Annotated in this window: 19 protein-coding genes; 7 read left to right on the top strand and 12 right to left on the bottom strand. The window is 62.4% G+C overall.

The window, feature by feature from the left end:
- Nucleotides 1-16: 16 nt before the first annotated feature.
- The 4 genes from GEV39_RS07270 to acs form a co-directional block, all read right to left on the bottom strand.
- Nucleotides 17-715 carry an ABC transporter permease gene (locus GEV39_RS07270; RefSeq protein WP_029887202.1) on the bottom strand — a complete coding sequence of 233 codons (699 nt, stop codon included), beginning with the start codon at nt 713-715 and terminating at the stop codon, nt 17-19.
- Nucleotides 712-1,401, bottom strand: coding sequence for an ABC transporter permease (locus GEV39_RS07265; RefSeq protein ID WP_173888015.1), 690 nt, complete (start codon nt 1,399-1,401; stop codon nt 712-714). Before GEV39_RS07265 ends, GEV39_RS07270 begins: the two co-directional genes overlap by 4 nt.
- An 88-nt stretch (nt 1,402-1,489) precedes the next feature.
- Entirely contained in the window at nt 1,490-2,275 is a 786-nt protein-coding gene (gene aotJ, locus GEV39_RS07260) for an L-arginine-binding protein AotJ (protein ID WP_173888014.1), read from the bottom strand.
- Between the two features lie 775 nt (nt 2,276-3,050).
- Complete coding sequence (gene acs / locus GEV39_RS07255) at nt 3,051-5,012, bottom strand: acetate--CoA ligase (protein ID WP_173888013.1); 1,962 nt, start codon at nt 5,010-5,012, stop codon at nt 3,051-3,053.
- 398 nt (nt 5,013-5,410) lie between these two features.
- Here acs and GEV39_RS07250 point away from each other — a divergent pair, with 398 nt between their 5' ends.
- Nucleotides 5,411-5,665, top strand: coding sequence for a DUF2790 domain-containing protein (locus GEV39_RS07250; protein WP_009681490.1), 255 nt, complete (start codon nt 5,411-5,413; stop codon nt 5,663-5,665).
- A gap of 84 nt (nt 5,666-5,749) precedes the next feature.
- On the opposite strand, the gene GEV39_RS07245 is transcribed toward GEV39_RS07250, so the two are convergent.
- On the bottom strand, nt 5,750-7,309 hold the full coding sequence (locus tag GEV39_RS07245; protein WP_173888012.1) for a sigma-54-dependent transcriptional regulator: 1,560 nt from the start codon (nt 7,307-7,309) through the stop codon (nt 5,750-5,752).
- Nucleotides 7,310-7,562: 253 nt separating this feature from the next.
- Here GEV39_RS07245 and phhA point away from each other — a divergent pair, with 253 nt between their 5' ends.
- From phhA to GEV39_RS07230, 4 genes are all read left to right on the top strand, one after another.
- Nucleotides 7,563-8,351 (top strand): phenylalanine 4-monooxygenase, encoded by a 789-nt coding sequence (gene phhA / locus GEV39_RS07240; RefSeq protein WP_173888011.1) that lies wholly within the window; start codon nt 7,563-7,565, stop codon nt 8,349-8,351.
- Between the two features lie 39 nt (nt 8,352-8,390).
- Nucleotides 8,391-8,747, top strand: coding sequence for a 4a-hydroxytetrahydrobiopterin dehydratase (locus tag GEV39_RS07235; RefSeq protein WP_173888010.1), 357 nt, complete (start codon nt 8,391-8,393; stop codon nt 8,745-8,747).
- Nucleotides 8,748-8,992: 245 nt separating this feature from the next.
- Nucleotides 8,993-9,121 carry a hypothetical protein gene (locus tag GEV39_RS26340; protein WP_009681494.1) on the top strand — a complete coding sequence of 43 codons (129 nt, stop codon included), beginning with the start codon at nt 8,993-8,995 and terminating at the stop codon, nt 9,119-9,121.
- A gap of 90 nt (nt 9,122-9,211) precedes the next feature.
- The gene (locus tag GEV39_RS07230; RefSeq protein WP_173888009.1) at nt 9,212-10,399 is read left to right on the top strand and encodes an MFS transporter; all 1,188 of its coding nucleotides are present in this window, start codon (nt 9,212-9,214) and stop codon (nt 10,397-10,399) included.
- 44 nt (nt 10,400-10,443) lie between these two features.
- On the opposite strand, the gene ydiJ is transcribed toward GEV39_RS07230, so the two are convergent.
- Nucleotides 10,444-13,464 (bottom strand): D-2-hydroxyglutarate dehydrogenase YdiJ, encoded by a 3,021-nt coding sequence (gene ydiJ / locus GEV39_RS07225; RefSeq protein ID WP_173888008.1) that lies wholly within the window; start codon nt 13,462-13,464, stop codon nt 10,444-10,446.
- 151 nt (nt 13,465-13,615) lie between these two features.
- Between ydiJ and GEV39_RS07220 the strand changes: the two genes are divergently transcribed.
- Nucleotides 13,616-14,500: a LysR substrate-binding domain-containing protein gene (locus GEV39_RS07220; protein WP_173888007.1), complete on the top strand. Its 885-nt coding sequence runs from the start codon at nt 13,616-13,618 to the stop codon at nt 14,498-14,500.
- 468 nt (nt 14,501-14,968) lie between these two features.
- Here the strand turns inward: GEV39_RS07220 and GEV39_RS07215 are convergent, their stop codons facing one another.
- From GEV39_RS07215 to GEV39_RS07190, 6 genes are all read right to left on the bottom strand, one after another.
- Nucleotides 14,969-16,387: an amino acid permease gene (locus tag GEV39_RS07215; RefSeq protein ID WP_173888006.1), complete on the bottom strand. Its 1,419-nt coding sequence runs from the start codon at nt 16,385-16,387 to the stop codon at nt 14,969-14,971.
- Between the two features lie 702 nt (nt 16,388-17,089).
- Nucleotides 17,090-18,157, bottom strand: coding sequence for a 23S rRNA pseudouridine(2605) synthase RluB (gene rluB / locus GEV39_RS07210; protein WP_009683647.1), 1,068 nt, complete (start codon nt 18,155-18,157; stop codon nt 17,090-17,092).
- A gap of 185 nt (nt 18,158-18,342) precedes the next feature.
- Nucleotides 18,343-19,113: an SMC-Scp complex subunit ScpB gene (scpB, locus tag GEV39_RS07205; RefSeq protein WP_173888005.1), complete on the bottom strand. Its 771-nt coding sequence runs from the start codon at nt 19,111-19,113 to the stop codon at nt 18,343-18,345.
- Nucleotides 19,100-19,954, bottom strand: a complete 855-nt coding sequence (locus GEV39_RS07200; protein WP_009683649.1) for a segregation and condensation protein A — start codon at nt 19,952-19,954, stop codon at nt 19,100-19,102. Before GEV39_RS07200 ends, scpB begins: the two co-directional genes overlap by 14 nt.
- Nucleotides 19,951-20,580 carry an L-threonylcarbamoyladenylate synthase gene (locus GEV39_RS07195; protein WP_173888004.1) on the bottom strand — a complete coding sequence of 210 codons (630 nt, stop codon included), beginning with the start codon at nt 20,578-20,580 and terminating at the stop codon, nt 19,951-19,953. Before GEV39_RS07195 ends, GEV39_RS07200 begins: the two co-directional genes overlap by 4 nt.
- A gap of 13 nt (nt 20,581-20,593) precedes the next feature.
- On the bottom strand, nt 20,594-21,454 hold the full coding sequence (locus GEV39_RS07190; RefSeq protein WP_029887819.1) for a PHP domain-containing protein: 861 nt from the start codon (nt 21,452-21,454) through the stop codon (nt 20,594-20,596).
- Between the two features lie 67 nt (nt 21,455-21,521).
- Here GEV39_RS07190 and GEV39_RS07185 point away from each other — a divergent pair, with 67 nt between their 5' ends.
- Nucleotides 21,522-22,115, top strand: coding sequence for a septation protein A (locus GEV39_RS07185; protein WP_029887818.1), 594 nt, complete (start codon nt 21,522-21,524; stop codon nt 22,113-22,115).
- Nucleotide 22,116: the final 1 nt, after the last annotated feature.

Genomic DNA, 22,116 nt, shown 5'->3' with positions numbered 1-22,116 from the left:
GATTCTCACAAAGCGGTCAGTGCTTGCGTGGCGCCAGGTAGCCGAGCCAGCGGCGTTCGGCCATCTTGAACAGGCGCACCAGGATGAAGGTCAGGCACAGGTAGAACACGCCCGCCGTGATATAGGCCTCGAAAGGCAGGTAGTACTGCGCATTGACCGTGCGTGCGGCCCCGGTTATGTCGATCAGGGTGACGATCGACGCCAGGCTGGTGGTCTGCAGCATCATGATCACTTCGTTGCTGTACTGCGGCAGCGCCCGGCGCAGGGCCGAAGGCAGCAGGATGCGGCGGTACATCTTCATGCGTGACATGCCCATGGCCTTGGCCGCCTCGATCTCGCCATGCGGCGTGGCCTTGAGGCTGCCGGCGATGATTTCTGCGGTGTAGGCACTGGTGTTGATGCCAAACGCCAGGCACGCACAGAAGGTGGCGCTGGACAACAGCGGCCAGAAGACACTGTCGCGTACCGCTTCGAACTGGGCCAGGCCGTAGTAGATCAGAAACAGCTGCACCAGCATCGGCGTCCCGCGGATCACATAGGTATAGAGCCAGGCGGTGAAGTTGACCACCGGCTGGCGCGACACCCGCATCAAGCCCAACGGAATAGCCCCCAGCAAGCCGAAGAACAACGAAATGGCCAGCAGCTTGAGGGTGGTCAGCAGGCCGCCGAAGTACATCGGCAACGCCTCCCAGATGACGTTGTAGTCGAAGATCATAGTTCAGCCACCTTGACGCCCACCGAGTAGCGGCGCTCCAGAAACTTCAGGGCCAGCAGCGAAACACTGGTCAGCACCAGGTACAACGCGGCCACCGCCAGGAAGAAGGTGAACGGCTCGCGCGTGGCGTCGGCCGCCTGTTTGGCCTTGAACATCATGTCCTGCAGGCCGACCACCGAAATCAGCGCGGTGGCTTTGGTCAGCACCAGCCAGTTGTTGGTGAAACCAGGAATCGCCAGGCGGATCATTTGCGGAACCTGGATACGGAAGAACACCTGGCGCGCGTTCATGCCATAGGCGAACCCCGCCTCGGCCTGCCCCTTTGGAATGCCGAGGAAGGCGCCGCGAAAGGTTTCCGACAGGTAGGCACCGAAGATGAAGCCCAGGGTACCGATGCCCGCGATCAGCGGGTTGAGGTCGATGTAGTCTTCGTAGCCGAGCAGCGGCGCCACCCGGTTGATGATGTCTTGCCCGCCGTAGAAGATCAGCAGGATCAGGACCAGGTCCGGAATGCCACGGATGACCGTGGAATACAGGTCGCCAAGCCAGGCCAGCCAGCGCACCGGCGACAAGCGCAGCGCCACACCGATCAGGCCGAGCACGATGGCCAGGGCCATCGACGACAGGGCAAGCTGCAGCGTCAGCCACGCCCCGTCGAGGATGACTGCCCCGTAGCCTTTCAACATGATGAGGTCCTCGACCTAGAGAATGAAAAATGGTGCAAACCTCAGAGCCTCTGCTGTTTGCACCATTGCACAGGTGAAACCCGACGTCTTAGTTCGAGTCTGGACCGTAGATGTCGAAGTTGAAGTACTTCTTCTCGATTTCTTTGTACTTGCCGTTGGCCCGAATGGCATCGATGGCCGCGTTGATACGGTCGACGTTGGCCTTGTCACCCTTGCGCACGGCGATGCCGATGCCATCACCGAAGTACTTGGCGTCGGTGAAGGCCGGGCCTACGAAGGCAAAGCCCTTGCCGGCGTCGGTTTTCAGGAAGCCGTCTTCCAGCAGGGTGGCGTCAGCCACGGTGCCATCGAGGCGACCGGCTGCCACGTCCAGGTAGATTTCGTTCTGGGTGCCGTAAGGCACGACGGTGGCACCTTTGGCGCCCAGCACTTCCTTGGCGAAGCGGTCGTGGATCGAGCCGCGCTGTACGCCGATCTTCTTGCCCTTGAGTTCGTCCAGGCTGGCGCTGACGGTGGTGCCTTCCTTCATGACCAGGCGCGCCGGGGTCAGGTAGTAGCGCTTGGTGAAGTCGACCGACTTCTTGCGGTCTTCGGTGATCGACATCGACGACAGGATGGCGTCGATCTTGCGCACCTTCAGCGCCGGAATCAGGCCATCGAATTCTTGCTCGACCCAGGTGCACTTGGCCTTCATCTCTTCGCACAAGGCGTTGCCGATGTCGTAGTCGAAGCCAGCGATGCTGCCGTCGGGCTGTTTGAAGGCGAAGGGTGGGTAAGCGGCCTCGATGCCGATTTTCAACGGCTTTTCATCGGCCTGCGATACCAGGGAAAACACGGACAGCGCCAGGGCGCCAAGCAGTGCAAGCTTCTTCATCAGGTAACTCCATCGGTACGGGGCAATACAAGGCAGATCACGGCTGCCCGATATGCGAATGAGTACAACGCGAGCCGCGCAGGGTTCGACCAAGGCCGCATACCACGAGCGAGTGAGTGGCATTCTAACGACAGCCCGGTAGTCGATATTTCTTCAAAGCGACAACTACTTATAGAAGCGCCTGAAACCGCCGCGGGCGATGTTGACAGCCATTGCAAAATATGCAAAAGCGCAAGAAATAGAACCTATAGAACTAGCAATTCCTGGGCCTATTATTGGCAAAGCCTCGAATTACGGCAAGTGGGGCGAGCCGCAGGGCGTCAAATGTCATGAACCTGCACTGATATGGGCCGGTTTTGTTTCCGCGCGCCCCGCCATTGTGCGGCACCGGTGACAGAACGGTTACCGATGATTGTCGGGTAACAGTAAAGCAAAAACCCCGCCGGTTGCCCGGGCAGGGTTTCTGTAGGAGCAACTGTCTTTCCCAAAATTTGAAAAGCCTGCACGATTCATTGTGGGAGCGGGCTTGCCCGCGAAGCAGGCGACGCGGTATGTGGCACCGGCTGCGCCGGTGTTCGCGGGCACGCCCGCTCCCACAAGTGGAACGGTGAATGACAGCTTCTGCTCCTACTCGTGCTCTAGGCACCTGCGGCATGCAGCTTGTCATTCACCGCTCTCACTCCAGATGCTAATCCCCTCTCAAGACACAAGCGGCCTTGCGTCGCGATGGGTCGCAAAGCGGCCCCTGTCATTCAGCGCACCCGCGGGGCCGCCATCAGGCCGAAGCCAGGCTCATCGCCTTGTGAGTGTCGATCAGGTGCTGCACCACTCCAGGGTCGGCCAGGGTCGAGATATCGCCCAACGCATCGTACTCACCGGTAGCAATCTTGCGCAGGATGCGGCGCATGATCTTGCCGGAGCGGGTCTTGGGCAGCCCAGGCGCCCACTGGATCACATCCGGTGAAGCGATAGGGCCGATCTCCTTGCGCACCCAGTTCTTCAATTCCAGGCGCAACTGCTCGCTGGCCTCGACACCCGCATTGAGGGTGACATACACGTAAATGCCCTGCCCCTTGATGTCGTGGGGTACACCCACCACTGCAGCTTCGGCCACCTTGGCGTGAGCCACCATGGCGCTTTCGATCTCGGCCGTGCCCATGCGGTGGCCCGACACGTTGAGCACGTCGTCCACGCGACCGGTGATCCAGTAGTAACCGTCCTCGTCCCGGCGCGCGCCGTCGCCAGTGAAGTACATGCCGCGGAAGGTCTTGAAATAGGTATCCACGAAACGGTCGTGGTCGCCATACAGCGAACGCGACTGCCCAGGCCAGGAATCGAGGATCACCAGGTTGCCCTCGGCCGCACCGTCGATCAGGTTGCCCAGGTTGTCCACCAGTGCCGGCACCACGCCGAAGAACGGCCGGGTTGCAGACCCTGGTTTCAGGCCGGTGGCACCCGGCAGCGGGCTGATCAGGATGCCGCCGGTTTCGGTCTGCCACCAGGTGTCGACGATCGGGCAGCGCTCCTTGCCCACGGCCTTGTAATACCAGTTCCACGCTTCCGGGTTGATCGGCTCGCCCACCGACCCCAGCAGGCGCAGGCTGGAGCCATCGGCCCCGGTCACGGCAGCCTGCCCTTCGGCCATCATGGCGCGGATGGCCGTTGGCGCGGTGTAGAGGATGTTGACCTTGTGCTTGTCGATGATCTTCGACACCCGGGTGATGTCCGGGTAGTTCGGCACACCCTCGAACAGCAAGGTGGTGGCGCCGTTGGCCAGCGGGCCATAGACGATATAGCTGTGGCCAGTGACCCAGCCCACGTCGGCGGTGCACCAGTACACCTCGCCGGGGCGGTAGTCGAACACGCGCTCATGGGTCAGCGCGGCATACACCAGGTAACCGCCCGTGGTGTGCAGCACCCCTTTTGGCTTACCGGTGGAACCCGAGGTATAGAGGATGAACAGCGCTTCTTCGGCGCCCATTTCTTTCGGCGCGCAATGGCTGGAAGCCACCTTCATCAGGTCTTCGTACCAGATGTCGCGGTGCTGGTGCCAGGCGATGTCGCCACCGGTGCGCTTGCACACGATGATTTTCTGCACGCTGTTGGTTTCAGGGTTGGTCAACGCCAGGTCGACGTTGGCCTTGAGTGGGGTACGACGACCACCGCGCAGGCCCTCGTCGGCAGTGATCACCACCTTGGACTTGCAGTCGATGATCCGGCCGGCCAGCGCTTCGGGCGAGAAGCCGCCGAACACCACCGAATGGATCGCCCCGATGCGCGCACAGGCCAGCATGGCGACCACGGCTTCGGGGATCATCGGCATGTAGATGGTGACCACGTCACCACGGTGCACGTCCTGGCCACGCAGGGCGTTGGCAAACTTGCAGACCTGCTCGTGCAGTTCGCGGTAGGTAATGTTGCGGTGTTCGGAAGGGTCGTCACCTTCCCAGATGATCGCCAGCTGGTCACCGCGCTCTTCTAGGTGACGGTCCAGGCAGTTGGAGGAAACGTTCAGAGTGCCGTCGGCGAACCATTTGATATCGACGTGGTGGTCGTCGAACGAGGTCTGCTTGACCTTGGTGAACGGCTTGATCCAGTCGATACGCTGGGCCTGCTCGCGCCAGAAGCCGTCCGGGTTGATCACCGATTGCTGGTACATGGCCTTGTAGGTGGCCTCGTCGGTCAGCGTAGTGGCCGCAACCTCGGGACGAACGGGATACAATGGAGCCGCACTCATCTGTGTTACCTCGGTGTAATAGTTGTTTTTGTATGGGACCGTTTGTAACTGTACCAGAGCAACAAAAGCCATTCGACGTTGGTAGTAATTTGGTACGGCCGTACCGGCAGAAAGCTCTGGCGCGGGCCTTACAGCCTGCCTGGCATGCAGCGAAACGCGCCGGCCGAAGGATTGTTACAGATTCTGTTAAAAGACTTTATCAAAACACCCCCTGTTTCAGCCCAGGTGGCAGCCATAAAATTCACCTCGCCAGCAACGGCAAGGCGATTAACAACTGGTAACAGCCCCCACGAAGGCACACGTTGATCTCCCTTTATCTGGTTTAGTTGAAACTTGTTGTACACGCGGCGCCACAAGTGCCGCGCGCCCCCTCACGACCTTAGGCAGGTATATTTAAAATGAAAGCTTTACTGGTATTGGTACTGGGTAGTCTTTGCGGCGCGGCACTGGCCGATGAAGCCAAAGATGCCGAGCAGATTCCGGTTGAACAATACAGTTACTCTCAGCACCTGGATATTGCGCGCGTCATCTCCATGAGCGAAGTGCCCAATGTGTGCGAAGTCGTGCCAGCGCGCATGACCTACGAGGACTCCCAAGGGCAGAAGCACATTCTCGAATACCGCGTGATGGGGAACGGCTGCTCTAACGGCTGAAGACCTTGAATCGGGGGCCCTGCGGCCCCCTTCGCAACGCAACACCTGTAACTTGAAAGCAGTACAAAAGTTGTTGCCCGACCTCTAATCGCCCGACTTGTTAAGCGAATAATCCCTCAACTTGTTGGCAATGGTGGTATGCGAAACACCCAATCTTTTCCCCAGCGCCCGGCTACTGGGAAACTCGCCCATCAAACTTTCCAGCACCGCTTTTTCAAAGCGCCCGACGATCTGCGAAAGATCCCCTTCCAGCGAAAAATCACCCAGCGGCTGGCGCACGCCATAATCAGGCAACCGTATATGCTCGCTCTTGACCACGCCGCCTTCGCATAACGAAACTGCCTGGAACAAGACGTTTTCCAACTGCCTTACATTACCCGGCCAATGATAGTGCCCAAGTTTGTCCATCGCTGCCGGTGCCAAACGCGGCAAGGCACAGCCGATCTGCCGGCTGGCCTGATCAAGAAAATGCTGCACCAGCCCTTCCAGGCCATCCATGCACTCGCGCAAGGGCGGAATGTGCAGCGACAATACGTTGAGGCGGTGATACAAGTCCTGGCGGAACTCACCACGGGCACACAATTCGGACAAGTCCACCTGCGTGGCGCAGATCACCCGTACATCCAGGTAGACCTCTTCATCGCTGCCGACCCGGCGGAAGCAACCGTCCTGCAGGAAGCGCAGCAGCTTGACCTGCAGGCGCGGGCTCATCTCCCCCACCCCGTCAAGGAACAAGGTGCCCCCCGCAGTCAGTTCCAGTAACCCAAGCTTGCCCTCGGCCCGCGCCCCTTCGAATGCCCCCGGGCCATAGCCGAACAGCTCGGTCTCGGCCATCGACTCTGGCAACCCGGCACAGTTCAGCGCCATCAATGGCGACTGCCCGCGCGGGCTGGCCAGGTGGCACGCCCGCGCCAGCAGCTCCTTGCCGGTGCCGGTCTCGCCCTCGATCAGCAACGGCGCATCCAGCGGCGCCATGCGCCGCGCTTCACGCACCACGGCTGCCATCACCCGCGAACTCTGGAAGATGCTGTCGAAACCCCGCAACTCCTGCTTGCGCACGTTGTAGATGCGCTCGCCAATGCGGTCGGCACGGTGCAGGGTAAGCACGGCACCGGCCAGCGCCTCGCTCTCGTCATGCTCGGACTGCAGCGGCGCGATATCGGCCAGGAACACATCACCCTTGACCTGGATGCGCAGGCCGTTGATACGCGACTTGTTGGCGCGCACCAGCTCCGGCAGGTCGAAATCTTCGACGTAGCGGGCCAATGGCATGCCCGGCACTTCGTCCACGCGTACCCCCAGCAGCTGCGCCGCGGCACGGTTGGCCGCAACGATGCTGCCGCCCATGTCTACCGACAGCACCGGGAAATCCAGGGCCCCCAGTAGCGCATTCAGCTCCATGTGCCGGCGCTCGCTGGGCATCAGCCCCACGCGCTTTACGCCGAACACCCCGGCAATGGCCTCGAACTTCGGGCGCAGGGCCTGGAACTGCAAATTGACCAGGTTCGGGCAGTGCAGGTAGATGGCGTTGCCATGGTCACCCCCCACCTCGCCGCGCAACACGTTGATGCCGTATTCGACCAGCAGGTTAAGGATGTCCCGCAGGATGCCAATGCGATTCTGGCAATGCACTTTGATACGCATGAGGGCTCTCGCAGCGCCGATGTTCTTCAACACAGCGCAAAAATTCGTAAAGATAAGCTGACAAAAGCCGGACAAACATCAGCCGGATACGGCGTATTTTCCACACCACCGCCAAACTTGTAAAATTTTCGTTACGAAATTCACCTGGCGCGGCGCTTCAACGCAGCCAGCCCCCCGTGCAAAGCGGTGAGCAAAAGCCTAATGCTTGGGTATGTGCCGTACATAACAAGAAAGCCCTCACCAGGAGAGCCTTATGAAACAGACGCACTACGTGGCCCGCGAGCCCGATGCGCATGGTTTTATCGATTACCCGCAGCAAGAGCATGCGGTATGGAATACCCTGATCACCCGCCAGTTGAAGGTGATCGAAGGCCGCGCGTGCCAGGAATACCTGGATGGTATCGAGCAACTCAAGCTGCCCCATGAGCGCATTCCGCAGCTGGGTGAAATCAACAAGGTGCTAGGTGCCACCACCGGTTGGCAGGTGGCCCGGGTACCTGCCCTCATCCCCTTCCAGACCTTTTTCGAACTGCTGGCCAGCAAGCGCTTCCCGGTCGCTACCTTCATTCGCACCCCGCAGGAGTTGGACTACCTGCAGGAACCAGACATCTTCCACGAGATTTTTGGCCACTGCCCGCTGCTGACCAACCCCTGGTTTGCTGAATTCACCCACACCTATGGCAAGCTAGGCCTGGCCGCGACCAAGGAACAACGGGTGTACCTGGCCCGTCTGTACTGGATGACCATCGAATTCGGCCTGATGGAAACCGCCCAAGGCTGCAAAATCTACGGTGGCGGCATTCTTTCATCGCCTAAAGAGACCGTATATTGCCTGTCTGGCGAACCCGAACACCAGGCTTTCGACCCCGTCGAAGCCATGCGTACACCGTACCGCATCGACATCCTGCAGCCCCTGTACTTCGTGTTGCCAAACATGAAGCGCCTGTTCGACCTGGCCCACGAGGACATCATGGGCATGGTCCACACCGCCATGCAGCTGGGCCTGCATGCGCCTAAATTTCCACCCAAGGTTGCTGCCTGAGCGACCTTGCCGATAACAACTCGAAGCGGAAACCATTCCATGAATGCCTTGAACCAAGCCCACTGCGAAGCCTGCCGCGCCGACGCGCCGAAAGTCACCGACCAAGAGCTGGCAGAACTGATTCGCGAGATCCCGGACTGGAACATCGAAGTACGTGACGGCCATATGGAGCTGGAGCGCGTCTTCCTGTTCAAGAACTTCAAGCACGCCTTGGCGTTCACCAATGCCGTTGGCGAAATCGCCGAAGCCGAAGGCCACCACCCTGGGCTGCTGACCGAGTGGGGCAAGGTGACCGTGACCTGGTGGAGCCACTCGATCAAGGGCCTGCACCGCAACGACTTCATCATGTGCGCGCGTACCGACAAGGTGGCGGAATCGGCTGAAGGCCGCAAATAAAGCCGCGGCTGCCCCACTGGCACCGGCAAGGCCGGTGCCCTGCGCCCACCCCTGCCTGGCGGGCGAATGCGCCACATAGCCGCCTCTTTTCGGCCAGACGTTGTGCGCTGTTCGCCCGCAAACCCGACCGGCGAGCGGGAAAAAAACCAAACTGTCATCCAGACTTGTGTATCCTGCCCCAGCTTTGTAAAGCTTCAAACGCGCCTGGCGCAGACTTTTCACTCACACTTGCGAGGAACGACGAGATGCATGAGATCCCGAATCTTCCCTTCCCAAGCCTGAACCCAGAAGAGCCAACCGTGACCGCCCACGCCGAACCGGCAGCTGCCGTCGAGCAGGATGGTGACGATCAATCCAGCGCTGACCAGGACTAACTGCGCATCCCCGACTGTGTGAAAACGGCTGACCTGCGGGCCACCCCCGTCAGCACGTTTTCACACCGTCCAGAACCCATGTAGGCCCTCATGCCCGACTCACCCCGCCCCCTTGCGGTCACCCTGCAAGTCGTCTCCATCGTTCTGTTCACCTTCATTGGCTACCTGAACATCGGCATTCCGCTGGCCGTACTGCCCGGCTACGTGCACAACGACCTGGGTTTCAGTACCGTCGTCGCCGGCCTGGTGATCAGCGTGCAGTACCTCGCGACCCTGCTCAGCCGCCCCACCGCCAGCCGCATCATCGACAACCACGGCAGCAAGAAAGCCGTGATCTACGGCCTTGCCGGCTGCGGCATCAGCGGCGTGTTCATGCTGGCCTGCGCCTTCCTGACACACCTGCCCGGGTGGAGCCTGGCCTGCCTGCTGGCTGGCCGACTGGTGTTGGGCAGCGCCGAAAGCCTGGTGGGTTCGGGCTCGATAGGCTGGGGCATCGGTCGGGTCGGGGCTGCCAACACGGCCAAAGTCATTTCCTGGAACGGTATCGCCAGCTACGGCGCCCTGGCCATCGGCGCGCCGCTGGGCGTACTGATGGTCAAGGGCCTTGGGCTATGGAGCATGGGCCTGAGCATCATCCTGCTGTGCGCGGTCGGCCTGCTGCTGGCCTGGCCCAAACAGGCTGCGCCCATCGTCCATGGTGTGCGCCTGCCGTTCCTGAGCGTACTGGGCAAAGTCTTCCCGCATGGCTCGGGGCTGGCCCTGGGCTCGATCGGCTTTGGCACCATCGCCACCTTCATCACCCTGTATTACGCCAGCCAGGGCTGGGCCAACGCCGCACTGACCTTGAGCCTGTTCGGTGCCAGCTTCATCAGTGCTCGCCTGCTGTTTGGCAACCTGATCAACCGGATTGGCGGGTTTCGCGTGGCCATTGCCTGCCTGGCGGTAGAAACGCTGGGGCTGCTGATGCTGTGGTTGGCGCCCAGCGCAGAGCTGGCACTGGCAGGGGCAGCACTGAGCGGGTTTGGCTTTTCGCTGGTATTCCCGGCGCTGGGCGTGGAGGCAGTGAACCAGGTCTCGGCGGCCAACCGCGGGGCGGCGGTAGGGGCGTATTCGCTGTTCATCGACTTGTCACTGGGGGTAACCGGGCCTTTGGTGGGCGCGGTGGCGGCCGGGTTCGGGTTTGCCTCGATGTTCGTGTTTGCCGCGGCCGCTGCGGCCTGTGGGTTGCTGTTGAGCCTGTATCTGTACCGGCAGGCTCAACAGGCCCGGGCGCGGTAAAACGCAGCCGCGCTGGGCTGCAAGGCAGCCCGCGCCGCTGAAGGTCAGCGCTGAGCGTACTGCAACACCACTTCCAGCGGGTGGCGCAGCTGGCGTTCGGTCATGCGCTTGACCTGGCTGCGGCACGAATACCCGGTAGCCAAGGGTTCGCCCTCCTTGTCCAGCTTGGTGGCCCAGCTTTGCTCGAAGATGGTCCGCGAGGTTTGCTGATTGCGCGCCTCATGCCCGTAGGTACCGGACATACCGCAGCAACCAGTGGCTTCGGTCACCAGCTTCAGGCCCAAACGGGCAAACACTTGCTCCCATTGGCGGGTACTGGCCGGCACATTGGTCTTCTCGGTGCAGTGCGCCATCAGGCGGAAGTTGCCCGGCGCGGTCGGTGCCTGTTCGGGCAGCACATTCATCAGCCATTCCTGCGGCAGCAGCACCTGCGGGCAACCGTCCACGCCAGGTACTTTCTGGTACTCCTGGCGGTACACCAGGGTCATGGCCGGGTCCAGGCCCACCAGCGGCACGCCGCAATCGGCCAGGGCCTTGAGCTGGCTGGCATTGCGGATCGCCGCCTTGGCGAATGCACCGAGGAACCCCTGCACATGCAGCGGCTTGCCGTTGGCGCTATACGGCGCCAGGAACACCCGATGACCGAGGCGATTGGCCAGGTCGATGAACGCCGAGAGCAACGGTGTTTCGAAGTAACGGGTGAAGGCATCCTGCACCAGCACGATGCTGCGCTCGCGCTGGGCCGGGGTCAGTTCGCGAAGCGCCGGCACCGTGGCCACGCCAACCCGGCAGCGGGTCAGGGTGGCCTGGAAGTTGAAGCGGCTGATCAATGGGCTGTCGACCATGCCGACCTTTTCGGCCAGCAGCCTGCTCACCCATTTCGACCCCATCACCGCGTTGTACAGCCCCGGTGCGTGTGCCAGGTAGGGGATGGTGTACTCCAGCGAGCCGATCAGGTAGTCACGCAGGGGGCGCTGATAACGGCCGTGGTACAGCTCGAGAAAGCGCGAGCGGAAGTCCGGCACGTTGACCTTGATCGGGCACTGCCCGGCGCAGGACTTGCACGCCAGGCAGCCGGCCATGGCGTCATACACCTCATGGGAGAAGTCGGCCTGGCCCTGGTTGCGGGCGCGGTTGTTACGCAGGCGCGCCGGCAGGCCCTTTAGCCACGAGACCTTGTTACGCGCCGCAGCCAGCACGTCGATGTTCGCTTCGCCCTGCAGGCGCAGCCATTCGCGCATCAACGAGGCACGGCCCTTGGGCGAGTGCTGGCGCTCACGAGTGGCTTTCCATGAGGGGCACATGGCGTCGTTGGGGTCGTAGTTGTAGCAGGCGCCGTTGCCGTTGCAGTGCACGGCGCTGCCGAAGTCTTGCCAGACTCGTTCGTCGATGCTGCGGTCCAGGTCCCCGCGCAGGGTCACGCCATCGACCTTGGTCAGGCCTTCGGGGCTGTCAGGCGGCGTGCAGATCTTGCCCGGGTTCAGCTGGTTATGCGGGTCGAAGGCGCCCTTCAGGCGCTGCAGTGCTGGGTACAGTTCGCCAAAATACTCCGGCACGTACTCCGAACGCAGGCCCTTGCCATGCTCGCCCCACAACAGGCCGCCATAGCGTTTGGTCAATGCCGCCACCGCATCGGAAATCGGCTTGACCAGCGCGGCCTGGGCCGGGTCTTTAATGTCCAGCGCGGGGCGTACGTGCAGCACGCCGGCATCCACGTGGCCGAACATGCCGTAGGCCAGGCCATAACCATCGAGCAAGGCCCGGAAGTCGGCGATGTAGTCGGCCAGTTGCTCCGGCGGCACCGCGGTGTCCTCGACGAAAGGTTGCGGGCGCACCTCGCCCTCGACGTTACCCAGCAGGCCCACCGAGCGCTTGCGCATGGTGTAGACGCGGGTGACGGCCTCGGAACCCTCGGCCAGTGTGTGGCCCAGGCGCTCGACACTGGTGTCGCTCTGCAGGTGCTGGATGAACGCCTGCACCTTGGCGTTGACCTGCGCCGGCTCGTCCCCGCAGAACTCCACCAGGTTGATGCCCAGGGTCGGCCGCTCGGGGTCGGCCGGGAAGTATTCGGCAACGCTGTGCCAGACGATATCCTTCATCGCCAGCATGAGCACCTTGGAGTCCACGGTTTCGATGGACAGCGGCTTGTGCGCCATCAGCGCGTTGGCGTCGCGCAGGGCATCCATGAAACTGCTGTAGCGCACATTGACCAGTACCGCGTACTTGGGGATCGGCAGCACATTGAGCTTGGCTTCGACCACATACCCAAGCGAGCCCTCGGCACCGCACAGCACGCTATTGAGGTTGAAACGGCCCTGTTCGTCGCGCAGGTGCGCCAGGTCGTAGCCGGTCAGGCAGCGGTTGAGCTTGGGGAAGGTGCGCTCGATCAGGTCGCCCTGGGTTTGCTGGATGTCCCGCGCCATGCGGTACACCTCGCCCACCCGGCCAGGCGCGGCACAGGCCTGCTCCAGCGCGGCCTCATCGATCGGCAGGCTGTGCAGGCGCTCGCCACCGAGCAGCACGCTGTGCAACTCCAGTACGTGGTCGCGGGTTTTGCCATAGGTGCAGCTGCCCTGGCCGCTGGCGTCGGTGTTGATCATTCCGCCGACGGTGGCGCGGTTGGACGTGGACAGCTCAGGGGCGAAGAACAGCCCGTACGGCTTCAGCGCAGCATTGAGCTGGTCCTTGACGGTGCCAGCCTGCACCCGCACCCAGCGCTCCTCGACGTTGATTTCGAGGATGTTGTTCATGTGCCGCGACAGGTCGACGACAATGCCATCGGTCAGCGACTGGCCGTTGGTGCCGGTGCCCCCGCCGCGCGGGGTGAGCTTGACGTGCCGAAAGCGTGCTTCGGCCATCAGCGTGGCCACGCGCGCCACATCGTCGGCATCCAGCGGGAACACCGCAGCCTGCGGCAGGCGCTGATAGATCGAGTTGTCGGTGGCCAACACCGTGCGGGTCGCGTAGTCGGCGCTGATCTGGCCACGGAAGCCGCTGTTGCGCAGGGCTTCGAGGAATTCGGGGTAGTTGGCGCTGGGTGCAACGGTTGGCAGCTGGGCGATCATCGAAGGATGGCCTCTTGATATTGGCTATTCACGGGATTCCTGTCGCCCCGGCATGGGTCAAACCAGGCGGGGGTGACGTATAAGCCAATGTTCCTGTAGTTTGCGCTCAGGGGCAAACGGATAATCCTGCCGCTATCAATGACTTTTATGAATGAATTACCGCCACCTGACTCCGTCCATGTCGCTGCTGCTGGCCTTCGAGGCCGCCGCCCGGCATGAAAGCTACACCCGCGCCGCTGCCGAACTGTCGCTGACCCAGAGCGCGGTCAGCCGGCAGGTGCAGGCACTGGAACAACAACTGGGCCTGACCCTGTTCCGCCGTGAAGGGCGCCAGGTGCAGCTGACCGATGTCGGCCGGCTGTACCACGGCGAGCTCAGCGAGGCGCTGGGGCGCATCCGCAGCGCCACCCTGCAAGCGCTGGCTTACCAGTCAGGGGTCGGCACCTTGCGCCTGGCCACCCTGCCCACCTTCGGCTCCAAGTGGCTGTTGCCGCGCTTGCATGCGTTCTACAGCGCGCACCCTGGCATGCTGGTGCACATTCATTCACGCATCGAAGCCATCAATTTCGAAACCAGCGAGATCGATGCCGCCATTGGCGTGGCCAGCCACGACCTGCCCGGGCTGGTCTGCCATCGCCTGCATGCCGAGGAACTGGTGGTGATCGTACCGCCGCAGGCCAGCGCCGACCGCCAGGGCTGGAGCCCCGCCAGCATCAGCGAAGAGGTGCTGCTGAACGTGGCCAACAACCCGCACGCCTGGGGCGAGTGGTTTTCCCACCATGGCCTGCCGCACCGGGCGATGCGCCTGGGGCCTAGTTTCGAGCTCACCTCCCACCTGATCCAGGCCGTGCGCGCCGGGATTGGCATCGGGCTGGTGCCGCGCATTCTCGTGGAAGAAGAACTGGCCAAGGGTGAACTGCACAGCCCCGGGGCAGCTTTTGCCAGCCAGCGCAGTTACTACCTGATCTACCCGCCGAGGAATGAGGCATTACCGTCGTTGCGGGCGTTCAGGGGGTGGTTGCTGGAGCAGATCTGAGTCCTGCCTCGACCGCATAGGCCCCAAGCCCTGTGCAGTACCTGTAGGAGATTCTATGGTTTCTGGCAAGGGTAGCCGCAGCATCTTCAGCGCCTGTGAGAGCGAGCGCCGCCCGCGCGGCGCTTCGCGGGTAAACCCGCTCCTACCTTTGTTTCGGGCCAGTATTGCCTGTGCCGGACGCGCGCGACCGCCTTGTTTTTACGACGCGATATCGTGGTGGGCGCCAAGGCGTTCGCGCGCAAATCCCACAGGCATAATTGGCCCGAAACAAACGTAGGAGCGGGTTTACCCGCGAAGCGCCGCGCGGGCGGCGCTCGATCTCACGGGCGCTGCATATCTTCTGACAAACACCTATCAGCCCTGATGCGATCCCTGTGGGAGCTGGCTTGCCGGCGATAGGGCCCAAACAGGCAATAAAAAACCCGAAGCCAGTCCCCGGCTTCGGGTTTCTCAATATCCTGCAGAGCCTTACTTGGCTACGGTTCCAGCAACCCCACCGGTATTCAGCCGCCGACGTGGCTTGACCATGTACACCACGAACATCGCAAACAGCCAGATCGGAATCGCGTACACCGACACCTTAATGCCTGGAATCATCAGCATGATGCCGAGAATCAGCACCACGAAGGCCAGCACCACATAGTTGCCATAGGGGTACCACAGCGCCTTGAACAGCGGCTTCTGGCCAGTGCGGTCAAGGTGCTGGCGGAATTTCAGGTGCGAATAACTGATCATCGCCCAGTTGATCACCAGGGTAGCCACCACCAGCGACATCAGCAGTTCCAGAGCATTTTGCGGCATCAGGTAGTTGAGCAGCACGGCCACGAAGGTCACCGCTGCCGACACCAGAATCGAGCGCACCGGCACACCGCGCTTGTCGACCTTGGCCAGCGCTGCCGGGGCATCACCCTGCTCGGCCATGCCCAGCAGCATGCGGGCATTGCAATAGGTGCCGCTGTTGTACACCGACAGCGCGGCCGTCAGCACCACGAAGTTCAGCAGGTTGGCGGCCACGTCACTGCCCAGCAGCGAGAACACCTGCACGAATGGGCTGCTGCCATAACTGCCGCCCGAGGCGTCGATGCTGGCCACCAGGTTGTCCCACGGGGTCAGCGACAGCAGCACCACCAAGGCACCGACGTAGAAGATCAGGATACGGTAGATGACCTGGTTGATCGCCTTGGGGATCACGGTCTTGGGCTTGTCGGCTTCGGCAGCGGTGAAACCGAGCATTTCCAGGCCGCCGAACGAGAACATGATGAAGGCCAGGGCCATGACCAGACCGCTGACGCCATTGGGGAAGAACCCGCCATGCGACCAGAGGTTGGCGACGGTGGCCTCCGGGCCGCCGCTGCCGCTGGTCAGCAGGTAGGCGCCCAGGCCGATCATGCTGACGATGGCAACCACCTTGATGATGGCGAACCAGAATTCGGCTTCACCAAAGAACTTCACGTTCATCAGGTTGATGGCGTTGATCAGCACGAAGAAGGCGGCTGCGGTAACCCAGGTCGGGATTTCCGGCCACCAGTAGTGGACATACTTGCCAACCGCCGACAGCTCCGACATGCCCACCAGGATATACAGCACCCAGCAGTTCCAGCCAGACAGGAAACCGGCGAAGCCGCCCCAGTAGGTGTGGGCAAAATGGCTGAATGAGCCGGCCACCGGCTCCTCGACGATCATCTCGCCAAGCTGGCGCATGATCATGAAGGCGATGAAGCCGCAGATGGCGTAACCGAGGATCATCGACGGGCCGGCGGATTTCATCACGCCTGCCGAGCCGAGGAACAGGCCGGTACCAATTGCGCCGCCAAGGGCGATCAACTGGATGTGACGGTTCTTCAGGCCCCGCTTGAGCTCGCCTGAATGCATGTTTTGTCCACTCATGAACGAAGTCACCTGCATTGTTTTTATCTGTGACGGAATCGGACCCACCGCGCTCGTGGCGCAGCGGAATGGGCAAGGTGGTTACCTTGGGTTTCTCGACCTCAGGTGCCGCCGGAGCGGGTCAACCAGGCGTGATCAAGAGTGCGCGGTACGCAAGGGGGTCACAGGTAAAACGCGGCGCACTGTATACCCCTGCAAACGCGCAGGCGTCAACGCGTTGCATCCTTTCCTCGGGAAAAAACGCAGCGATCCTGTGGTGTGGGCCTTCAAAGGCGGAGTGATCGGCGTACATGGCGCCTCCATTTGTTGTTTTGTCAGCCAGGCGCTGTGGACCGGCTGTTGCACACGGCAATAGCGGCTATAACACCGTGGGGCGGGGGTTTGGGCAAGGGTGGTGGGGATTGGCGCAGGGGGTTTGCAGCGTTGGCAGCGGCAAGTTTTTTTGACAGGACGGGGCGAATTCCGAAAGACGAACGGAAACCGGCTGACTTTGTACACATTTCTTTACAGCGTGGTGCGAGGACTTGCCAGTCGTCCGAAAAATTCTTTTGCTTCAGTGTCTTGGGGCTGCTTTGCAGCCCTTCGCGGGCACGCCCGCTCCCACACGTTTGGCGCTGAACTCAAGCAATGCGCGACCCCCTGTGGGAGCGGGCGTGCCCGCGAAGGGCCGCAAAGCGGCCCCAAATGACTTAACTGGGCCAATCAACCACGCGGTTTGCCGCGGCCACGGCCGGCAGGCTTGTCGCCCTCAGGCTTGGCGGGGCGCTTGCGCATTTCGCTTGGGCGCTCGGCCACGGCGCTGCCGCGGTTGCCTTTGCGTGGCGCTTCTTCACGCGGCTGGCGTGCCGGGCGCTCGCCAGCGGCAGCACCTTCGTGGGCCGGGCGCAGGTTGCGCACGCGCTCGCCACGGCCCAGCGGGCGGGACGATTTACGCTGCAGGCGCTCCATCTTGTCCTTGGCCTTGAGGTTCAAGGCAGGCAGCGCAACCGGCTGCAAGCCGACTTCAGCGGCCAGGATGTCGATTTCGCCCTGGGACATTTCCCGCCAGCGGCCCATCGGCAGGTCGGAGTTGAGGAACACCGGGCCGAAGCGCACGCGCTTCAGGCGGCTGACCACCATGCCCTGGGATTCCCACAGGCGACGCACCTCGCGGTTACGGCCTTCCATCACCACGCAGTGGTACCAGTGGTTGAAACCTTCGCCACCGGGTGCCTTCTGGATATCGGTGAACTTGGCCGGGCCGTCTTCGAGCATTACACCGGCCTTCAGGCGCTCGATCATCTCGTCATCGACTTCACCACGCACACGCACCGCGTACTCGCGGTCCATCTCGTAGGACGGGTGCATCAGGCGGTTGGCCAACTCACCGTCGGTGGTGAACAGCAGCAGGCCGGTGGTGTTGATGTCGAGTCGGCCAATGTTGATCCAACGGCCTTCTTTTGGCCGCGGCAGGCGATCGAACACGGTCGGGCGGCCTTCCGGGTCGTCACGGGTGCAGATCTCGCCATCGGGTTTGTTGTACATGATCACCCGGCGGGTGGCCTCGGCAGCCTCCTCGCGCTTGATCAGCTTGCCGTCAACGGCAATGGCATCGTGCAGGTCGACGCGTTGGCCGAGGGTAGCCGCGACGCCGTTGACCTTGATCCGGCCCTGGCTGATCCAGGCCTCGACGTCACGGCGCGAGCCCACGCCGATGCGGGCCAGCACTTTCTGCAGTTTTTCGCCGGACGGCGGGGTAATTGCGGTGTCTTGCAGGTCTTGCTCACTCATCTGGGCACCTCCCGGTGTAGGAATGACAAAGGGTTTCTGGCAACGAATGCGCCAAAAGGCCGCGCATCATACGCGGTTCGGCGGGGGAACGCACTGCAGGTTAGAAGGTTTTGCGGGGGCAGCGAGAGGTTTCTGCCTAACGGTGAGGTGCTTGCCGCGCAGGGCCGCTACAGGCAACCGCACGATCAGGGCTGCAGCTTGCCCTCTTCTTCCACCGCGGCCTCAGGTGCTTGCCCACGCAAATCGTCAAAGTCGGTCTTCAGCCCTTCTTCCATGGCATCCAGCTCCACCAGCAAGCTGCGGAAGCTGGTTTCCTCCTTCGGCTCCTCAACCGCTTCCTGCTCGCCCAGGCTGGCATCGGCCAGGGCCTGCAGGTGGGCCGGCACCGGTGCATCATCCGGGTCGAGCAGCGGCTCAGGCTGCAGCTCGCGCAACTCGGCCAACGCCGGCAACTGCTCCAGGCTCTTGAGGTTGAAGTGGTCCAGGAACGCCTTGGTGGTGGCGAACATCGCCGGCCGGCCGGGCACCTCGCGGTAGCCCACCACGCGTATCCACTCGCGCTCCATCAGGGTCTTGATGATATTGCTGTTCACCGCCACCCCGCGCACATCCTCGATCTCGCCACGGGTGATCGGCTGGCGATAGGCGATCAACGCCAGGGTTTCCAGCAAGGCACGCGAATAGCGCTGCGGGCGCTCTTCCCACAAGCGGCCGACCCAGGGGGCGTAGGCTTCGCGAATTTGCAGGCGGTAGCCGCTGGCCACCTCCTTGAGCTCGAAAGCGCGGCCGTTGCACGATTTGCCCAGCACCTCCAGGGCCTGCCTGAAAACCTTGGGCTCGGGGCGCTCGGCTTCCTCGAACAACTCGAACAGACGCTCCAGTGATTGCGGTTTGCCCGACGCCAGCAGGAAGGCTTCGATCAGCGACGCCAGGTCGCGGGGTTCATTCAGGTTCATCGGGTTCTTCAACAAGCGCCGGGCGAAGCCGCACGTGGATGGCGGCGAAGGGTTCATTCTGCACCAGTTCGATCAGCGCTTCCTTAACCAGTTCGAGAATCGCCATGAAGGTGACCACCACCCCCAGCTTGCCCTCGTCGTGCCCGAACAGCTCGACGAACGGCACGAAAGCACCGCCCTTGAGGCGCTCCAGCACCTGGCTCATGCGCTCGCGAGTGGACAGCGTTTCACGGCTGATCTGGTGGCTCTCGAACAGATCGTTGCGCCGCATCACCTCGGCCATGGACACCAGCAGCTCTTCCAGGCTGACCTGCGGCAACAGCTTGCGTACCTTGGCCTGCGGCGCCTCCAGGCGCGGCACCCGCACCTCACGGCCAACCCGTGGCAACGCGTCGATGCCTTCGGCTGCGGCCTTGAAACGCTCGTACTCTTGCAGCCGGCGGATCAACTCGGCGCGCGGGTCACCCTCCTCTTCCTCGGCCTCAGCCGAGCGCGGCAGCAGCATGCGCGACTTGATCTCGGCAAGCATGGCCGCCATTACCAGGTATTCGGCGGCCAGTTCCAGGCGCACGCTTTTCATCAGCTCCACATAGCCCATGTACTGGCGGGTGATTTCAGCCACGGGGATGTCGAGGATATCGATGTTCTGCTTGCGGATCAGGTACAGCAACAGGTCCAGCGGCCCTTCGAAGGCTTCCAGGATGACTTCCAGGGCGTCTGGCGGGATGTACAGGTCCAGCGGCATCTCGGTCAGGGCTTCGCCGTAGACCAAGGCCAGTTGCAACTGCCGCGGCTCGTCGACCTGCGTGGCCGGCGCCTCGGGCGCTTGCAGCTGGCTCACGCGCTGGCCATGAACGGCGAAGGGTCGCCGCAGCCTTCGCGAATCAGCTCAGGTTCGTCGCCGGAAAGGTCGATGATGGTCGACGCCTTGAGGTCACCGTAGCCGCCATCAATCACCAGGTCGACATGGTGCTCCAGGCGCTCACGAATTTCGTAAGGGTCGGTCATCGGCTCGTTATCGCCAGGCAGGATCAGGCTCACGCTCATCAGCGGCTCGCCCAGCTCAGCCAGCAACGCCAGGGTAATGGCGTGGTCTGGTACCCGCAGGCCGATGGTGCGGCGTTTTTCGTGCAGCAGCAGGCGGGGCACTTCGCGGGTGCCGTTGAGGATGAAGGTATACGGCCCAGGCACGTGCGCCTTGAGCAGGCGGAAGGTGCCGGTATCGACCTTGGCATACAACCCCAGCTGCGACATGTCGCAGCACATCAGGGTGAAGTTGTGGGTCTTGTCCAGGCCACGCAGGCGCCGGACACGCTCGATCGCCGCCTTGTCGCCGATCTGGCAACCCAACGCATAGGCCGAATCGGTGGGGTACACCACCACGCCCCCCTTGCGGATGATCTCTACCGCCTGGCGGATCAGCCGCGGCTGGGGGTTCTCCGGATGAATCTGGAAAAATTGGCTCACGTAGTCGTCCTGTTCATACCGTAATAGGCTGTTCATGGCTGAATCGGCGCCACAAAGGCGGCAGGTCCTCGGGCAAAGGCCGGTAGGCACCGATCTCGCCCCAGGTGCCGGGGCCGTGGAAGTCACTGCCAGCGCTTGCCAGCAGGCCGAACTCACGGGTAAGGATGGACAGGGTGCCCACCTGCTCGGCAGGCATCATCCCGTTGACCACTTCAAGCGCCTGCCCACCTGCCTGAATATAGTCGGCAATCAGCCGCCTGCGCTTGCTGCGGGTCAGGTCGTAGTGCATGGGATGGGCCAGGCTCACCCAGGCTTTGGACTGGCGCAGCGTGGCAACGGTTTCATCAAGGGTGGGCCAATGCTGCTTGACGTCGCCCAGCTTGCCCGCCCCCAGCCACTTGCGAAACGCCTCGCCGCGGTCCTTGACGTGCCCGGCACGCACCAGGTATTCGGCAAAGTGCGGGCGCGCCGGTGCGTTGCCGCTGTCGCCCAGCTCGTGCTGCACGGCGCGGGCGCCGTCGAGGGTGCCTGGCATGCCCTTGGCGGCCAACCGCTTGTCGATTTCTTCGGCGCGCAGCCAGCGGCCGCGGTGCAATGCTTCGATCGCCGCCAGCAATGGCGGCGCATCGAGCGGGAAGTCGTAGCCCAGCACGTGAATGGTGGCGCCCCCCCAGGTGCACGAAAGCTCGACCCCGCTGACCCAGCGCATGCCCCGCTCAACGCAGGCCAGGCGCGCTTCGGGCAGGCCTTCGAGGGTGTCATGGTCGGTCAGGGCCAGCGTTTGCACCCCGTGCTCATGGGCCCGGGCGACCAGCGCCGTGGGCGACAGGGCGCCGTCGGAGGCCGTGCTGTGACAGTGCAGATCAACATTCATGGAGGAGCGCTTTCGCTGGAATCGATGTTTGTTATTATGCCGTCACATCCCGATTCTGGCTGCCATTGTGAAACAATTCATCGATTTCATCCCGCTGTTGCTGTTCTTCATCGTGTACAAGCTGGACCCACGCCCGCTTGAAGTCGCTGGCCACAGCTTCGAATTCGGCGGCATCTACAGTGCCACGGCCATGCTGATCGTCAGCTCGCTGGTGGTGTACGGCGCGCTGTTCCTGCGCCAGCGCAAGCTGGAAAAGGGTCAGTGGCTGACCCTGGTGGCCTGTCTGGTGTTCGGCGGCCTGACCCTGACCTTCCACAGCGAAACCTTCCTCAAGTGGAAGGCGCCGGTGGTCAACTGGCTGTTCGCCCTGGGCTTTGCCGGCAGCCACTTCATCGGTGACCGGGTGCTGATCAAACGCATCATGGGCCACGCCCTCACCCTCCCGGATGCCATCTGGACGCGCTTGAACCTGGCCTGGATCGCGTTCTTCCTGTTCTGTGGTGCGGCCAACCTGTTCGTCGCCTTCACCTTCCAGGACTTCTGGGTAGACTTCAAGGTGTTCGGCAGCCTGGGCATGACCGTGATCTTCCTGGTGGCCCAAGGCGTGTACCTGTCGCGCCACCTGCACGACGACCCTTCTACCTCCAAACCCAAGGATTGAC

Source organism: Pseudomonas sp. NY5710 (assembly GCF_013305665.1).
Taxonomy (GTDB): Bacteria; Pseudomonadota; Gammaproteobacteria; order Pseudomonadales; family Pseudomonadaceae; genus Aquipseudomonas; species Aquipseudomonas juntendi.
This window is presented reverse-complemented; position numbering and strand designations above follow the sequence as displayed.

What these genes read in the sequence shown, in the direction of transcription:
- GEV39_RS07270 (WP_029887202.1), bottom strand. Translation starts at nt 715, where the DNA reads ATGATCTTCGACTACAACGTCATCTGGGAGGCGTTGCCGATGTACTTC.
- GEV39_RS07230 (WP_173888009.1), top strand. Translation starts at nt 9,212, where the DNA reads ATGCCCGACTCACCCCGCCCCCTTGCGGTCACCCTGCAAGTCGTCTCC.
- rluB (WP_009683647.1), bottom strand. Translation starts at nt 18,157, where the DNA reads ATGAGTGAGCAAGACCTGCAAGACACCGCAATTACCCCGCCGTCCGGC.
- acs (WP_173888013.1), bottom strand. Translation starts at nt 5,012, where the DNA reads ATGAGTGCGGCTCCATTGTATCCCGTTCGTCCCGAGGTTGCGGCCACT.
- GEV39_RS07235 (WP_173888010.1), top strand. Translation starts at nt 8,391, where the DNA reads ATGAATGCCTTGAACCAAGCCCACTGCGAAGCCTGCCGCGCCGACGCG.
- GEV39_RS26340 (WP_009681494.1), top strand. Translation starts at nt 8,993, where the DNA reads ATGCATGAGATCCCGAATCTTCCCTTCCCAAGCCTGAACCCAGAAGAG.
- GEV39_RS07250 (WP_009681490.1), top strand. Translation starts at nt 5,411, where the DNA reads ATGAAAGCTTTACTGGTATTGGTACTGGGTAGTCTTTGCGGCGCGGCA.
- aotJ (WP_173888014.1), bottom strand. Translation starts at nt 2,275, where the DNA reads ATGAAGAAGCTTGCACTGCTTGGCGCCCTGGCGCTGTCCGTGTTTTCC.
- phhA (WP_173888011.1), top strand. Translation starts at nt 7,563, where the DNA reads ATGAAACAGACGCACTACGTGGCCCGCGAGCCCGATGCGCATGGTTTT.
- GEV39_RS07190 (WP_029887819.1), bottom strand. Translation starts at nt 21,454, where the DNA reads ATGAATGTTGATCTGCACTGTCACAGCACGGCCTCCGACGGCGCCCTG.
- GEV39_RS07215 (WP_173888006.1), bottom strand. Translation starts at nt 16,387, where the DNA reads ATGAGTGGACAAAACATGCATTCAGGCGAGCTCAAGCGGGGCCTGAAG.
- GEV39_RS07220 (WP_173888007.1), top strand. Translation starts at nt 13,616, where the DNA reads ATGAATTACCGCCACCTGACTCCGTCCATGTCGCTGCTGCTGGCCTTC.
- scpB (WP_173888005.1), bottom strand. Translation starts at nt 19,113, where the DNA reads ATGAACCTGAATGAACCCCGCGACCTGGCGTCGCTGATCGAAGCCTTC.
- ydiJ (WP_173888008.1), bottom strand. Translation starts at nt 13,464, where the DNA reads ATGATCGCCCAGCTGCCAACCGTTGCACCCAGCGCCAACTACCCCGAA.
- GEV39_RS07265 (WP_173888015.1), bottom strand. Translation starts at nt 1,401, where the DNA reads ATGTTGAAAGGCTACGGGGCAGTCATCCTCGACGGGGCGTGGCTGACG.
- GEV39_RS07245 (WP_173888012.1), bottom strand. Translation starts at nt 7,309, where the DNA reads ATGCGTATCAAAGTGCATTGCCAGAATCGCATTGGCATCCTGCGGGAC.